The 16,322-nt window shown below is 76.3% G+C and carries 2 protein-coding genes; both read left to right on the top strand.

All coding sequences use genetic code 11. The features are described from left to right. On the top strand, window positions 1-14,270 hold a 14,270-nt coding region (locus ACZ47G_RS39205; RefSeq protein WP_465751233.1), incomplete at its 5' end, for an SDR family NAD(P)-dependent oxidoreductase. Then, window positions 14,267-16,322 (top strand): type I polyketide synthase (locus ACZ47G_RS39200; RefSeq protein ID WP_465751231.1); only part of this gene is annotated, 2,056 nt, incomplete at its 3' end. The genes ACZ47G_RS39205 and ACZ47G_RS39200, both read left to right, overlap by 4 nt.

Below are 16,322 nucleotides of genomic sequence, written 5' to 3'. Positions count from 1 at the left end.
TCCCCTTCCACTCCACCACCCACCCCGGCACCACCCCCACCCTCAACGCCCACTACTGGTACGACAACCTCCGCCACCCCGTCCACCTCCACACCGTCACCCAAAACCTCCTCAACACCGGCCACACCCACTTCATCGAAACCAGCCCCCACCCCGTCCTCACCACCCCCATCCAACAAACCGCCGACACCACCAACACCACCGCCCACACCACCGGCACCCTGCGCCGCAACACCCCCGAAACCACCCAACTCACCCACGCCCTCGCCCACACCTGGACCCACAACACCCCCACCACCACAACCACCAAAACCCCCACCCCCCACCACACCCCCCTCCCCACCTACCCCTTCCAACACCAGCACTACTGGGTCATGCCGAGCACCACGTCGGTCGGGTCCGGGCAGACCACGACCGGCCACCCGCTGGTCAGCGGCAGCCTCGAACAACCCGAGGGACGGGGGCTGATCCTCACCGGCCAGGTCTCCACCACGGCGCAGCCCTGGTTGGCCGACCACGCCGTGCAGGACACCGTCCTGCTCCCCGGCACCGCGTTCCTCGACATGGCGCTGCACGCCGCCGGGGCGCTCGGCCGTGCCCACGTCGAGGAGCTCACCCTCGAAAGTCCGCTCACCCTGCCCGACGGCTCCCCGGTCCGGCTCCATGTCGCCACCGCGCCCGACGGGGACGGCCGTCACACCGTCACCGTCCACTCGCGTCCGGCCGGCGACCCGGACCAGCCGTGGACCCGCCACGCCGTCGGCACCATCGCGGAGGGCGCCCGGTCCGAGCCGCCGGTGGTCGACGAGGCGTGGCCGCCGGCCGGGGCCGAGCCCGTCCCGCTGGACGACTTCTACGGGCGGCTCGCCGGCCTCGGCTACCTGTACGGCCCGACCTTCCGCGGGCTGCGGGCGGCCTGGCGGGACGGCGACGTGTTCCACGCCGACATCCGGTTGCCCGAGGACGCCGATCCGGCCGGTTTCGCCGTCCACCCGGCACTGCTCGACGCCGCGCTGCACACGGTGGCGCTCGGCGCCGGCCCGGACGGCGCCGCGACCCCCGTCCGGCTGCCGTTCTCCTGGTCCGGCGTCACCCTGCACGCGACCGGGGCGACCGCGCTGCGGGTGCGGACGACGCTGGTCGACGACACCACGGCCGTGCTCGACATCGCCGACGGTTCCGGGCGGCCGCTCATCACGATCCCGTCGCTGCGGCTGCGGGAGCTCGACCCGGAACGGCTCGCGGGCCCGCACCCGCTGCACAACTCGATCTTCCGGATGGACTGGGTCCGCACGGAGCCCGCCCGCGCCGCCGGCACCTCCCCCGAGACCGCCACCCCGGCGCGGGAGGCCGGGGCCTGGGCGGTGCTCGGGGACGGCGCGGCCGGACTGGGCGTACCGCTCGACGAGGTCGCGGAGCACGCGACGCTGGGCGACCTGGTCGGGGCGATGGACGCCGGTGCGCCCGCCCCGGACGTCGTCCTGCTGCCCTGCCCCACGCCGCCGACCGGCGCCGATCCGGCCGCGCTCGCGCACGACACCGCGCGACACGTCCTCGGCCTGGTCCAGGCGTGGCTCGCCGAGGAGCGGTTCGCCTCGTCCACCCTGGTCGTACTGACCCGCGGCGCCGTGGCCGTCCGCCCCGGCGACCCGATCGAGGACCTTCCGGGCTCGACGGTGTGGGGTCTGCTCCGCGCCGCCTGGTGGGAGGAGCCGGGCCGGTTCGTGCTGGTCGACCTGGACGGCGCCGGCACGGCACCGGCGGCGCTGCGCGAGGCGGTCGCCTCCGGCGAGATCCAGGTCGCGCTGCGGGACGGCGCCTGCCTGCGCCCGCGCCTGGTCGCCGTCCGGCCCGAGGAGGACGCCCCCGGGTTCGCCTTCGACCCGGACGGCACCGTCCTGGTCACCGGCGGAACCGGCACGATCGGCGCCCACCTCGCCCGGCACCTGGTGACCGCCCACGGGGTCCGGCACCTGCTGCTCACCAGCCGCAGCGGCGTCGCGGCTCCGGGCGCACCGGAGTTGGGGGACGAGCTGGTGGCGGCGGGCGCCGACGTCACCATCGCCGCCTGCGACACCGCCGACCGCGCGGCACTCGCGGAGCTGCTCGCGGGCATCCCCGAGGAGCATCCGCTCACCGCCGTCGTGCACACCGCCGGCGTCCTGGAGGACGGCGTGCTCGGCGCGCTCACCGGCGAGCAGGCGGACGCCGTCCTGCGGCCGAAGGCGGACGCGGCCTGGCACCTGCACACGCTGACCGAGGGCCTCGATCTGCGGTCGTTCGTGCTGTTCTCCTCCGCCGCGGGCGTCATCGGCAACCCGGGGCAGTCCACCTACGCGGCCGCCAACACCTTCGTGGACGCGCTGGCCGCCCACCGCCGCTCCCGCGGGCTGCCCGCGGATTCACTGGCGTGGGGCCTGTGGGCGGAGACCAGCTCCATGACGGCCGGTCTGGACAGCGCCGGCGTCGCGCGGCTGACCCGCAACGCGGCGGCGATCGGCACCGAGCAGGGGATGGCCCTGTTCGACGCGGCGCTCGCGGTGCCGGACCACACCCCGCTGCTGCTCGCCCGGATCCGGCCCACCACGATCGACGCGGAGGACGGCTCGGTCGCGCCGATCCTGCGCACCCTGGCCAGGCCCTCCCTGCGGCGGGCCGCCGCGGCCGCCGCCGAGCCGTCCGCCGCCGGGGGTCTGGCCGGACGGCTGCGCCCGCTGGGCGGTGCGGAGCGGCTGACGGCGCTCACCGACCTGATCGGCGCGCACGTCGCGGCGGTCCTCGGGCACGGCGGAACGGGCGGAACGGGCGGAACGGGCGGCGTCGACGCGACGCGCAGCTTCAAGGACATGGGCTTCGACTCGCTCACCGCCGTCGAGTTCCGCAACCGGATGAACACCGCGACGGGGCTCCGGCTGCCGGCCACGCTGGTCTTCGACCATCCGACCGTGGCGGCGCTCGCCGACCGGCTGGGTGCCGAACTGCTGGACGCCGAGCCGCCCGTCGCCGCGCCGGTCGCGAACGGGACCGCCGCGTCCGCCACGGCGGGCGGGGAGGAGGACGACCGGATCGCGATCGTCGGCATGGCGTGCCGCTTCCCCGGCGGCGTCCGGACCCCCGACGCCCTGTGGCGGCTGGTGGCCGACGGCGTCGACGCGATCGGCGGATTCCCGGCCAACCGCGGCTGGGACGCCGAGGAGCTGTACGACCCGGACCCGGACCGGCAGGGGAAGACGTACGCCCGGCACGGCGGGTTCCTGCACGACGCCGACGAGTTCGACGCGGAGTTCTTCGGGGTGAGCCCCCGCGAGGCACTGGCGATGGACCCGCAGCAGCGGCTGCTGCTCGCGTCCACATGGGAGGTGCTGGAGAACGCCGCCATCGACCCGGCCTCACTGCGCGGCAGCGCCACCGGGGTGTTCATCGGGACGGCCGCGCAGGAGTACGGGCTCGGTGCCCGGCCGGCCGGCACCGACCCCGAGGGCTACCGGATCACCGGTTCGACGACGAGCGTCGCCTCCGGCCGGATCGCCTACACCTTCGGCCTCGAAGGGCCGGCGATGACCGTCGACACGGCCTGCTCCTCGTCCCTGGTCGCCCTGCACCTGGCCGCGCAGTCACTGCGCAACGGCGAATGCGGGCTGGCGCTGGCGGGCGGCGCCGCGGTCATGGCGACGCCGACGCTGTTCGTCGAGTTCAGCCGGCAGCGGGGCCTGGCGCCCGACGGCCGGTGCAAGCCGTTCGGCGCCACCGCCGACGGCACCGCCTGGGGCGAGGGCGTCGGCGTGCTGCTGCTGGAGCGGCTGTCGGACGCCCGCCGCAACGGGCACCAGGTGCTCGCGGTGGTGCGCGGCTCGGCCGTGAACTCCGACGGCACCAGCAACGGCCTGACCGCCCCCAACGGCCCCTCCCAGCAGCGGGTGATCCGCCAGGCCCTGGCCAACGCGGGCCTCGCACCCGCCGACGTCGACGCGGTCGAGGCGCACGGCACCGGGACGAGGCTCGGCGACCCGATCGAGGCCCAGGCACTGCTGGCCACCTACGGGCAGGACCGGCCCGCCGACCGGCCGCTCTGGATCGGCTCGGTCAAGTCCAACATCGGCCACACCCAGGCCGCCGCGGGCGTCGCCGGGATCATCAAGACGGTGCAGGCGATGCGGCACGGCCTCCTGCCCCGCACCCTGAACGTGGACGAGCCGACACCGCACGTCGACTGGGAGTCCGGCGGCGTCCGGGTGCTCACCGCCGACCGGCCGTGGTCGGACACCGCCGGGCCGCGCCGCGCCGGTGTCTCGGCGTTCGGCATCAGCGGCACCAACGCGCACGTCGTCCTGGAGTGGGACCCGGCGACCGCGGCCGTCCCGGACCCCGGTCCCGCGCCCGTCGGCGTCGCCGCCGAGCTCGCCGAGGTCGCTGAACTCGCCGAACTCGCCGAAGCCGACGAGAACGGGGCCGCCGGAGCCGACGAGGCAGCCGGAGCCGACGAGGCCGCCGCCAAGGCCGGGCGGGAGGACCGTCCGGACCCGTCCGCCGCGCCCCCGGTGGTCCCCTGGCTGCTGTCGGCCAAGACCGAAGCCGCGCTGACCGCGCACGCACGGCAGCTCGCCGCCCACCTCGACGGGCACGACGGCCTGCGCCCCGCCGACGTCGCCGCCGCGCTGGCGGCCCGGCCCCTGCACGAACACCGCGCCGCCGTGACCGGCAGCACCCGCGAGGAGTTCCGCGCCGCCCTGGCGGCCGTCGCCGACGGCGGACGGACGGCCGGCGGGGTACGCCCCGGGGCGGGCCGGACCGCGTTCCTGTTCTCCGGCCAGGGCGCCCAGCGGCCCGGGATGGGCCGGGAGCTGTACGAGCACTTCCCGCTGTTCGCCGCCGAACTCGACCGGGTCTGCGCGCACGTGGACGCCCGGCTGGACGTACCGCTGCGCTCGGTGATGTTCGCCGAGGCGGGCACGGCGGAGGCGGCGCTGCTCGACCGGACCGGATACGGGCAGCCGGCCGTCTTCGCCCTGGAGGTGGCGCTGTTCCGCCTGCTCGGGTCGTGGGGGCTGCGGCCCGACGCCGTACTCGGGCACTCGGTCGGCGAGATCGCCGCCGCACACGTGGCCGGGGTCCTCGGCCTCGCCGACGCCTGCACGCTGGTCGCCGAACGCTCGCGGCTGATGCAGTCGGTGACGGCGCGCGGCGCGATGGTCGCGATCCGGGCGGGCGAGGAGGAGGTCGCCCGGTCCCTGGTGGAAGCCGCCGGGGCGGGGGCCGTCTCGATCGCGGCCGTCAACACCGCCCGGTCGACCGTCGTCTCCGGCGACGCGGAGGCCGTGGCCCGGGTCGCGGCCCACTGGTCGGAGCGCGGCCGCAGGACGACGCCGCTGCGGGTCAGCCACGCGTTCCACTCGCCGCACATGGACGGCATCCTGGACGAGTTCGGCGAGGTCGTCGGCCGCCTCGACTTCCACCCGCCGCAGGTGCCGATCGTCTCCGGACTCACCGGGCGGCAGGCCACCGGGGCGGAGCTGGCCGATCCGGCGTACTGGACGCGCCAGGTGCGGGAGGCGGTCCGGTTCCACGACGGGACGGAAGCGCTGCGCGAGCTGGGCGCCACGGTGTTCTTCGAGGTCGGCCCCGATGCGGCGCTGACCGCGCTGGTGTCGGACGGACCGGAGGACGCCGCCGACGGAACCGCCGCGGCCACGGACGACGGCACGAGCGACCACGCGGACGACCGCACGGACGACGGCACGGGCCCGGGCCGGGCCACCGACGAGGGCCCCGACGCGGGCACGCCCGCAGGCGCCGGCCACCGCCGCAGCCACCGGATCGCGGCGCTGCGCCGGGACCGCCCGGAGCCGCCGACCCTGGTCGCGGCCGTGGCGGAGGCCGCGCTCCGCGGAGCCGCGGTGGACTGGCGGGCGTTCTTCGCCCCGCTCTCCCCGCAACCGGTGCAACTGCCCAACTACCCGTTCCAGGGGCGGCGGTTCTGGCTCTCGGCCGCCCTCTCCCCCGCCACCCCGGGCACCGGGGCCGGCGCGCACGGGCTGCTGACGGCGGCGACGTCGCTGGCCGACGGCGGCGGGTGGCTGCTGAGCGGCCGGGTGTCCCGAAGCACCCACCCGTGGCTCACCGAGCACACCGTGAACGGCGCCGCGATCGTGCCCGGCACGGTCTTCCTCGACATCGCGGTGCACACGGCGAAGGTCACCGGGAACGCCCGGATCGACGAACTCACCGTCGAGGCGGCGCTCCTGCTGCCGGAGAACGGGGCCGTGGACCTCCAGGTCCTGGTGTCCGCACCGGACGCGCGCGGCCTGCACACCCTCACGATCAGCTCGCGCGCCCACGGGCACCGCGACGAGGACGGCGACCAGCCCTGGACCAGGCACGCGTCCGGGGCGCTGGGCGGCCGTCCCGCCGAGCCGTTCGAGGACTTCCCCGCGGCCTGGCCGCCGCCGGGCGCCGAGCCGATCGACCTCGACGGGCTGTACGACACGCTCGCCGACGCCGGTGTCGGTTACGGGCCCGCCTTCCAGGGGCTGCGGTCGGCCTGGCGGGACGACACCGCCGTCTACACGGAGGCCGACGCCCCCGAGGCCGACGGCGGCACGGACGGCCTGCATCCGGCGGTGCTCGATGCCTCGCTGCACGCACTGGCGACCGACCACCCCTCGCTGAACGCCGGCGGGGAGGTCCTGCTGCCCTTCTCCTGGCGCGGTGTCGACCCGTACGCCTGGAGCGCCGCGACGATCCGCAGCCGGCTGACCCGGACCGGGCCCGACACCCTGGCGCTGGCCGTCACCGATGCCGACGGGACCCCCGTGGCGGCGGTGGAGGCCCTGCGGGTCCGGGCGGTGGCCCTCGGCGAGGTCGGCGCGCGGCGGCACGAGGCGTACCGGCTGGAGTGGGGCCCGGTGACGGCCCGTCCGGGGCCGGCGCCCGCGCCCGACGCCGTCCTGCTGCGGGTGGAGGCGTCCGGCGACGCCGGGCCCGAGGAGGTTCGCGCCACCGTGGCCCGGGTGCTCGACGCGGTCCAGCGGTGGGCGACCGGGGACCACCCGGCGCGGTCCCGCCTGGTGGTCGTCACCCGGGGCGCCGTCGTCACCGGCCCCGGTCCCGAGGCCGGTGACCCGACCGGCACCGACCCGACCGGCACCGACCCGACCGGCACCGACCTGGCGGGCGCCGCCGTCTGGGGCCTGGTCCGCAGCGCGCAGGCCGAGCACCCCGGGCGGTTCGTCCTGCTCGACCTCGAAAGCGGTCCCGTCGGCGGTCCCGTCAGCCGTCCCGTCGGTGGCGCCGACAGCCGCCCCGCAACCGGTGCCGACAGCGACTCCGAGGACGCCCTCGCCCGGACCCTCGCCGCGGCCCTCGCCCTCGACGAACCCCAACTGGCCCTACGCCAGGGCGACTTCCTGGCCCCCCGGGTGACCGCCGCGCCGCTGACCGCCCCCGCCGGCACCCCGCTCGACCCGGACGGGACGGTCCTGGTCACCGGCGGCACCGGCGCCCTGGGCGCGCTCGTCGCCCGGCACCTCGTCACCCGCCACGGCGTCCGGCACCTGCTGCTGGCCGGCCGCCGGGGCGCCGCCGCGCCGGGCGCGACCGAGCTGCGGTCCGAACTGGCCGGCTACGGCGCCGAGGTGACCGTCGCCGCCTGCGACGCCGCCGACCGCGAGGCACTCGCGGAGCTGCTCGCGGGCATCCCCGACGGGCACCCGCTCACGGCCGTCGTGCACACCGCCGGGGTCCTGGACGACGCCGCACTGGACAACCTGGACCCCGACCGGATCGACACGGTGTTCCGGCCGAAGGCCGACGCCGCCCGGCACCTGCACGAGCTGACCGCCGGCGCCGGGCTCGCGGCCTTCGTCCTGTTCTCCTCCGTCGCGGGCACGCTCGGCACGCCCGGACAGGCCAACTACGCTGCCGCGAACGCCTATCTCGACGCCCTCGCACACCGCCGCCGCGCCCTGGGGCTCCCCGCGACCAGCCTGGTGTGGGGGCCGTGGGCGGAGGCCGGCGGGATGGCGGCCGACGAACGGCGGGTCCGCCAGGCCGCGCTGGTCCCGCTGTCCGCCGAGGCCGGCCTCGGCCTGTTCGACGCCGCCCTCGCCGCGGACCACCCGGTGCCACTCGCGCTGCGCCTCGACCGCGCCGCCCTGCGCGCGGCGGACCCGGCGGCGGTCCCGCCGGTGCTGTCGGCGCTGGCGGGCACGCCCGCACACCGCCGGACCGAGCGGACCCCGCTCCTGCGGCGGCTCCAGGGCCTCGACGGAGCGCGGCGGAACCAGGTGCTGCTGGCGGCGGTGCGCGACCAGGTCGCGGCGGTCCTCGGGCACGAGGGCACCGACCGCGTCCCCGCCGACCGCGAGTTCAACGAGCTGGGCTTCGACTCGCTGACCGGCATCGACCTGCGCAACCGGCTCTCCGCCGCGACGGGCCTGCGGCTGCCCGCGACGCTCGTCTTCGACTACCCCAACCCGGCGGCGCTGGCCGCCCATCTCGGGGCCGAACTGCCCGGCCTGGGCGGGACGGCGCCCGGACGGACCGAGCCCGCGCGGCGGACCCGGCCGACGGTGACGGACGATCCGATCGTGATCGTCGGGATGGCCTGCCGGTTCCCCGGTGAGGTCCGGTCCCCGGAGGACCTGTGGCGGCTGGTCCGCGACGGGGTCGACGCGATCGGCCCGTTCCCCGCCGACCGGGACTGGAACGTCGAGGAGCTCTACGACCCGGCGCCCGAACGGCACGGCAAGTCCTACACCCGCGAGGGCGGCTTCCTCCACGACGCGGACCGGTTCGACCCGCACTTCTTCGGGATGAGCCCGCGCGACGCGATGGCCGCCGACCCGCAGCAGCGGCTGCTGCTCGAAACCGGCTGGGAGGTGCTGGAACGCGTCGGCATCGACCCGGCGGACCTCCGCGGCAGCCGCACCGGGGTCTTCACCGGCGTCATGTACAGCGATTACGGCGCCCGCCTGGTGAACAGCCGGGTCGACGAGTACGAGGGATACCTCGGCACGGGCAGCGCGGGCAGCATCGCGTCCGGCCGCGTCGCCTACACCTTCGGCTTCGAGGGCCCGGCGATCACCGTGGACACCGCCTGCTCGTCCTCCCTGGTGAGCCTGCACCTCGCCGTCCGCGCCCTGCGCGACGGCGAGTGCGACCTCGCGCTCGCCGGCGGCGTGACCGTGATGGCGACCCCGGCCCCCTTCGTCGAGTTCAGCCGCCAGCGCGGGCTCGCCCCGGACGGCCGCTGCAAGCCGTTCGGCGCGGGCGCGGACGGGGTCGCCTGGGCGGAGGGCGTGGGACTGCTGCTGGTCGAGCGGCTCTCCGACGCCCGCCGCAACGGCCACCGGGTGCTCGCCGTGGTCCGGGGGACGGCCGTCAACCAGGACGGCGCCTCCAACGGGCTCACCGCGCCCAACGGCCCGTCCCAACAGCGGGTGATCCGCCAGGCCCTGGCCGACGCGGGCCTCGCACCCGCCGACGTGGACGCGGTCGAGGCGCACGGCACCGGGACGCCGCTGGGGGACCCGATCGAGGCCCAGGCGCTGATGGCGGTCTACGGGCAGGACCGGGAGGCCGACAGGCCGCTCTGGATCGGCTCGGTCAAGTCCAACATCGGGCACGCCCAGGCCGCCGCCGGCGTCGCCGGCATCATCAAGACGGTGCAGGCGCTCCGGCACGGCCGACTGCCGCGCAGCCTGCACGCCGACACCCCGTCGCCGCACGTGGACTGGGCGTCGGGCGGTGTCGCCGTCCTGCGGGAGGAGCGGGCCTGGCCGGACCACGGCGGCCCGCGCCGCGCGGGGGTGTCGGCGTTCGGCATCAGCGGCACCAACGCGCACGTCGTCCTGGAGGCGCCCGCCGCCGAGGACCTGCCCGGGACGGCCACCGTTCCCGGGGGCACCGCGCCCGACGCTTCGACCGCTCCGGCAGCAGCGGCCACTCCGGCAGCTCCGGCCAACCCGGCAGCTCCGGCCACCTCGACCGCTGCCGCCGAGCCCGCCGTTCCCGCCCCGGTGGTGCCCTGGCTGCTGTCGGCCAGGACGGACCCGGCCCTCGCCGAACACGCCGCCCGGGTGCGCGAGTTCGTCCGGGACCACCCCGAGCACGGTCCCGCTGACCTCGCCCGCTCGCTCGGCGCCCGGTCGGTGTTCGAGCGGGCGGCCGCGGTGGTCGGCCGGACCCGGGAGGACCTGCTCTCCGGACTGGACGCGCTCGCCGCGGGCCGCACCGCACCGCACGTCGTCCGGGGCGGTACCGGGGAGCGCGGCGCGACCGCCTTCCTGTTCTCCGGTCAGGGCTCCCAGCGGGCCCGGATGGGCAGCGGCCTGTACGCGGCCCACCCGCAGTTCCGGCGCGCGCTGGACGAGGTGTGCGCGCACTTCGACGGACTGCTCGACCGGCCGCTGCGGGAGCTGATGTTCGCGCCCGCCGGGACCGCCGAGGAGGATCTGCTGCACGAGACCCGCTACACCCAGCCCGCGCTCTTCGCCCTGGAGGTCGCCCTCTACCGGCTGCTGCGGAGCTGGGGCGTCGCCCCCGACTACCTGATGGGGCACTCGGTCGGCGAGTTCGCCGCCGCGCACGTCGCGGGCGTCCTGTCGCTGGCCGACGCCTGCACACTGGTCGCCGTCCGCGGCCGGCTGATGCACGAGGTCGCCGGCCGCGGCGCCATGGTGGCGATCGGCGCGGGTGCCGACGAGGTGCGCGCCACGCTGGCCGGCCGGGAGGACGCGGTCGGCATCGCCGCCGTCAACGGCCCCGCCGGCACGGTGGTGTCGGGCGACGAGGTCGCCGTCATGGCGGTCGTCGACGAGTGGGCCCGGCGCGGCAGCAGGACCAAGCGCCTGCTGGTCAGCCACGCCTTCCACTCGCCGCTGATGGAGCCGATGACGGCAGCCCTCCGGGCGACCGCCGAGCGGCTGCGCTACGCGGAGCCGACCATCCCCGTGGTGTCGACCGTCACCGGGGCCGTGGTGGAGCCCGGCACCATGGCGTCGGCCGACTACTGGGTCGACCAGGTGCTGCGGCCGGTGCTGTTCGCGGACGGCATCGCGACCCTGCACGCCGCCGGGGTGCGCGCCTACCTGGAACTGGGCTCGGACGCGCTGGCCTCGATCACCCCGGACTGCCTGCCCGAGCAGGACCCCCGGCCGCTGGTCGGCGCACTGCTGCGCAAGGACCGGCCCGAACCGGAGTCGGTGGCCACCGCACTGGCCCAGGCACGGCTGCACGGCGTGCCGGTGGACCTGGCGGCCCTGCTGCCCGGCGCCCGCCCCGCGGACGGCCTGCCCACGTACCCGTTCCAGCGGGAGCGCTTCTGGCTCAGCCGGCCCGCCGACTCCGGCGACCCGGCGGGGCTCGGCCTGGACCGGACGACCCACCCCTTCCTCGGTGCCGGAACCGAACTGCCCGACGGGGGCTTCCTGTTCACCGGGCGGATCTCGGCGCAGACCCAGCCCTGGCTGGCCGATCACACCGTCCACGGCAGCCTGGTCGTCCCCGCCACCGCGCTGGTCGAGCCGGCCCTGTACGCGGGCGGGCGGGCCGGTTGCGGCCGGGTCGACGAGCTCGACCTGTCCGCCCCGCTGGTCCTGCCCGAGACCGGGGCCGTCCACCTCCAGGTGGTCACCGGCGCCCCCGACGCCGACGGCCGACGGAGCGTCGTCATCCGTTCCCGGCCGGCCGGTTCGGCCGAGGAGGGATGGACGCGCCACGGCCAGGGCATCCTCGCCCCCGACGCCCCCGACGCCCCGACCCCGACCCCGACCCCGACCTCGGCCTCGGCTCCGGCTCCGGCTCCGGCTCCGGCTCCGGACGGCGCCTGGCCGCCGCCCGGCGCACAACCCGCCGACGCCGCCGAGATCTACGAACTGCTCGCCGGCCTCGGCCTCGGCTACGGTCCCGCGTTCCGCGGCCTGCGCAAAGTGTGGCGGCACGGCGACGAGGTACTGGCCGAGGTCCGGCTGACCGGGTCGCCCTCGTCCGGCTTCCGGATCCACCCCGCGCTGCTGGACGCGGCCCTGCACACCCTCGCGTACCTCCACACCGACGTGGACCGCGCCGCGGGCGTGCCGGTGCCGTTCTCCTGGGCGGGCGTCAGCGTGTCCGGGGACGCCACGGACACCCTCCGCGTACGGCTGACCCTGGCGGGCACCGGGTTCGCGCTGCGGCTGACCGACGACCGGGGCGGCGAGGTCGCCGCGATCGAGTCGCTGTCGGTCCGGAACCTGGCGCCCGGACAGTTCGGCGCGGCGGGGGGCGAGGGGTCCAGGGCGCGGTTCGGCGTCACCTGGACCGAGGTCGCGCTGCCCGCCCCGCCGGACGGCGCGGGCACCCCGGTCGCCCCGGTGGACGCCCTGCTGGACGCCGTGGTGGGCCGGCCGGTGAACGGGTCCGCCCCGGACACCGCCGCCGCGCCGGAGCTGCTGCTCCTCGACTGCACGCGGATCCCCGCCGCAGGCCCGGACCCGGCAGGCACGGACCCGGCAGGCCCGGACCCGGCACTCGAAGACCCGGCGGGCACGGACCCGGCCGAGGCGGCGCGCCGGGCGACCGAGCACGTGCTCGGCGTCCTCCAGGCCTTCCTCGCCGAGGACCGGTTCACCGGCTCCCGGCTCGGCGTCCTCACCCGCTCGACGGTGTCCGCCGTGGCCGGCGACCGCGTCGCCGACCTCGCGGGCGCCGCCATCGGCGGCCTGGTCCGCGCCGCACAGACCGAGAACCCCGACCGGATCGTCCTGGTCGACACCGACGGCACCGAGGCATCCGCCCCGGCCGTGCGCGCCGCGCTGCTCACCGGCGAACCGTGGCTCGCGCTGCGGGACGGGAAGGCCTACGCCGCCCGGCTGGCCCGCGTCGGCACCGAGGACGCCGAGGCCGCCGGGGCCGCCGGGGCCGCCCGTCGGACCCACCGGTCCGGTGCGGCGGACGACGGCACCGCGCCGTTCGCCCCCGACGGGACGGTCCTCGTCACCGGCGGCACCGGGGCGCTCGGCGCGCTGATCGCCCGGCACCTGGTCACCGCCCACGGCGTCCGGCACCTGCTGCTCACCAGCCGCAGCGGCCGCGCCGCGGCGGGAGCGGAGGAACTGCTCGCCGAACTGGCCGGCCTCGGCGCCCACGCCACCGTGGCGGCGTGCGACGTCGGCGACCGGGACGCGCTGGCCGACCTGCTCGCCGCGATACCCGGCGCGCACCCCCTCACCGCGGTGATCCACGCCGCGGGCGTCCTGGACGACTCGACGATCCCCGGCCTCACCGCCGACCGGATCGCCACCGTCCTGCGGCCCAAGGCCGACGCGGCCTGGCACCTCCACCGGCTCACCGAAGGCCTGGACCTCACGCACTTCGTGCTGTTCTCCTCCGCCTCCGGCGTGCTCGGCGGCGCCGGCCAGGGCAACTACGCGGCGGCCAACGCCTTCCTCGACGCGCTGGCCGAACAGCGGCACTCCCGCGGCCTGCCCGCCGCCTCCCTCGCCTGGGGGATGTGGGCGACCGACGGGACGATGACCGGCGGCCTCGGCACGGCCGACCGGGCCCGCATCGGCCGCGGCGGGATGCTGCCCCTCGACACCGGACAGGGCCTCGCCCTGTTCGACACCGCCCTGCACGACGGCCGCGCCACCACCACCCTCCTCCGGCTCGACCCGCCGACCCTGCGCGCCCAGGCCGAGGACGGCACCCTGCCCCCGATCCTGCGCACCCTGGCCGGCCCCCCGCGCCCTCGCCGGGACACCGAGGCCGGACCGTCGCTCACTCAGCGCCTCGCGGGCCTCGCCGAGACCGAACAGACCGACCTGCTGCTGGAGTTCCTCCGCCAGGAGATCTCGATCACCCTGGGGCACGCCGGAGCTGCCACCGTGGAGCTCAACCGTGGCTTCCTGGAACTCGGCTTCGACTCCCTCACCGCCATCGAGCTCCGCAACCGACTGAGCGACGCCGTCGGCCGGCGGCTGCCGGCCACCACCCTGTTCGACTACCCGACACCGCGCAAGCTCGCCGATCGTCTGCGTGAACTGCTGGTCCCCGCCGGCCCGTCCGGCCCGTCCGGCCCCGCCGACCCGGCCGACGCGGCGCTCCGCAGGCTCATCGCGTCGGTCCCGCCGGAGCGCCTGCGCGAAGCGGGGCTGCTGGACGCCGTCCTCGGCCTGGCCGACGGCGCCGACGGACCCGGACGGACGGCGCAGGAGGACGACGAGGAGCAGGACCTCATCGACGCCGACGTCGAGGACCTCGTCCGGATCGCCCTCACCGACACCGACTCGTGACCACCCCAGAACCGACGGAGCCGACGATGAACATGCCTACCGAGAAGGTCGTCGAAGCGCTGCGCACGTCACTGCTGGAGAACAAGCGCCTTCGACGGCAGCTCCAGCGGCACACCGACGCGACGGCCGAACCGATCGCGATCGTCGGGATGGCCTGCCGCTACCCCGGCGGCGTGCACTCGCCCGAGGACCTGTGGCGCCTCGTCGCCTCCGGCGGCGATGCCATCGGCCCCTTCCCCCGCGACCGCGGCTGGGACGTCGACGGCCTGTACGACCCGGACCCGGACGCACCCGGTAAGTCGTACGTGCGGGAGGGCGGATTCCTGGACGCCGCCGCCGACTTCGACCCCGCGTTCTTCGGCATCAGCCCGCGCGAGGCGCTGGCGATGGACCCGCAGCAGCGACTGCTGCTGGAGACCGGCTGGGAGGCCTTCGAGCACGCCGGCCTCGACCCCGAGGCGCTGCGCGGCTCCCGCACCGGCGTCTTCACCGGCGTCATGTACGGCGACTACGCGTCGCGTCTGCGCCGGATGCCGGAGGGGCTGGAGGGGCAGGTGGTCACGGGCAGCGCGGGCAGCGTCGCCTCCGGCCGGCTGTCCTACAGCTTCGGCCTGGAGGGTCCGGCCGTCACCCTGGACACGGCGTGCTCCTCCTCGCTGGTCGCCCTGCACCTGGCCGCGCAGTCGCTGCGCAACGGCGAGTGCGACCTCGCCCTCGCCGGCGGCGTGACCGTCATGGCCACCCCGGTCGCGTTCACCGGGTTCAGCCGGCAGCGCGGCCTGGCCCCCGACGGGCGCTCCAAGTCCTTCGCGGCCGCCGCCGACGGCGTGGTGTGGAGCGAGGGCGTCGGCCTGCTGCTGGTCGAGCGGCTCTCCGACGCACGGCGCAACGGGCACCAGATCCTCGCGGTGGTGCGCGGCTCGGCCGTCAACCAGGACGGGACCACCAGTCAGCTGTCGGCCCCCAACGGCCCCGCACAGCAGCGGGTGATCCGCCAGGCCCTGGCCAACGCCGGACTCACCACCGCCGACGTCGACGTGGTCGAGGCCCACGGCACCGGGACCAAGCTCGGCGACCCGATCGAGGCCCAGGCCCTGCTCGCCACCTACGGCCAGGACCGCGAACACCCGCTCTGGCTCGGCTCGGTGAAGTCCAACATCGGCCACACCCAGGCCGCCGCCGGCGTCGCCGGCATCATCAAGATGGTGCAGGCCATACGGCACGGCGTCATGCCTCCCACGCTGCACGTCGACGCGCCGTCCCCGCACGTCGACTGGGCCTCCGGCGCCGTCGAGCTGCTGACCGAGAGCCGCGACTGGCCGACGGACGGGCGCCCGCGCCGCGCCGCCGTGTCCTCCTTCGGCATCAGCGGCACCAACGCCCACGTCATCCTGGAGCAGGCTGCGACGCCCGAGCCTCCGGCCGCAGGCGATCGCGCGGACGACAGCAGCGACACCAACGGCACCAACAGCGCCGATTTCCCGGTCACTTGGCGGTTGTCCGCGAAGACACCCACCGCACTACGCGACCACGCCCGACGCCTCACCGAACACCTCCACCACCACCCCCACCTCACCCCCCAAGCCGTCGCCGACACCCTCGACACCCGCACCCCCCACCACCACCGCGCCGCCACCTACGGCACCACCCGCAACGAACTCCTCGACGCACTAAACGCCCTGGCCAACGACCAACCCCACCCCCGACTCCTCCAAGCCACCACCACACCCGGCAAAACCGTCTTCGTCTTCCCCGGCCAAGGATCCCAATGGCCCGGCATGGGCCTCGCGTTGCTGGACACCTCACCCGTCTTCGCCCACCACCTCCACGCCTGCGCCGACGCCCTCCACCCCCACACCGACTGGTCCCTCCTCGACGTCCTCCACGGCAAACCCGACGCCCCCGACCTCAACCGCGTCGACGTCATCCAACCCGCCCTCTTCGCCCTCATGGTCAGCCTCGCCCGCACCTGGCAACACCACGGCATCCACCCCCACGCCGTCATCGGCCACTCCCAAGGCGAAATAGCCGCCGCCCACATCGCCGGCGCCC

Source organism: Kitasatospora sp. NPDC030952, from assembly GCF_055571335.1.
This window is presented reverse-complemented; position numbering and strand designations above follow the sequence as displayed.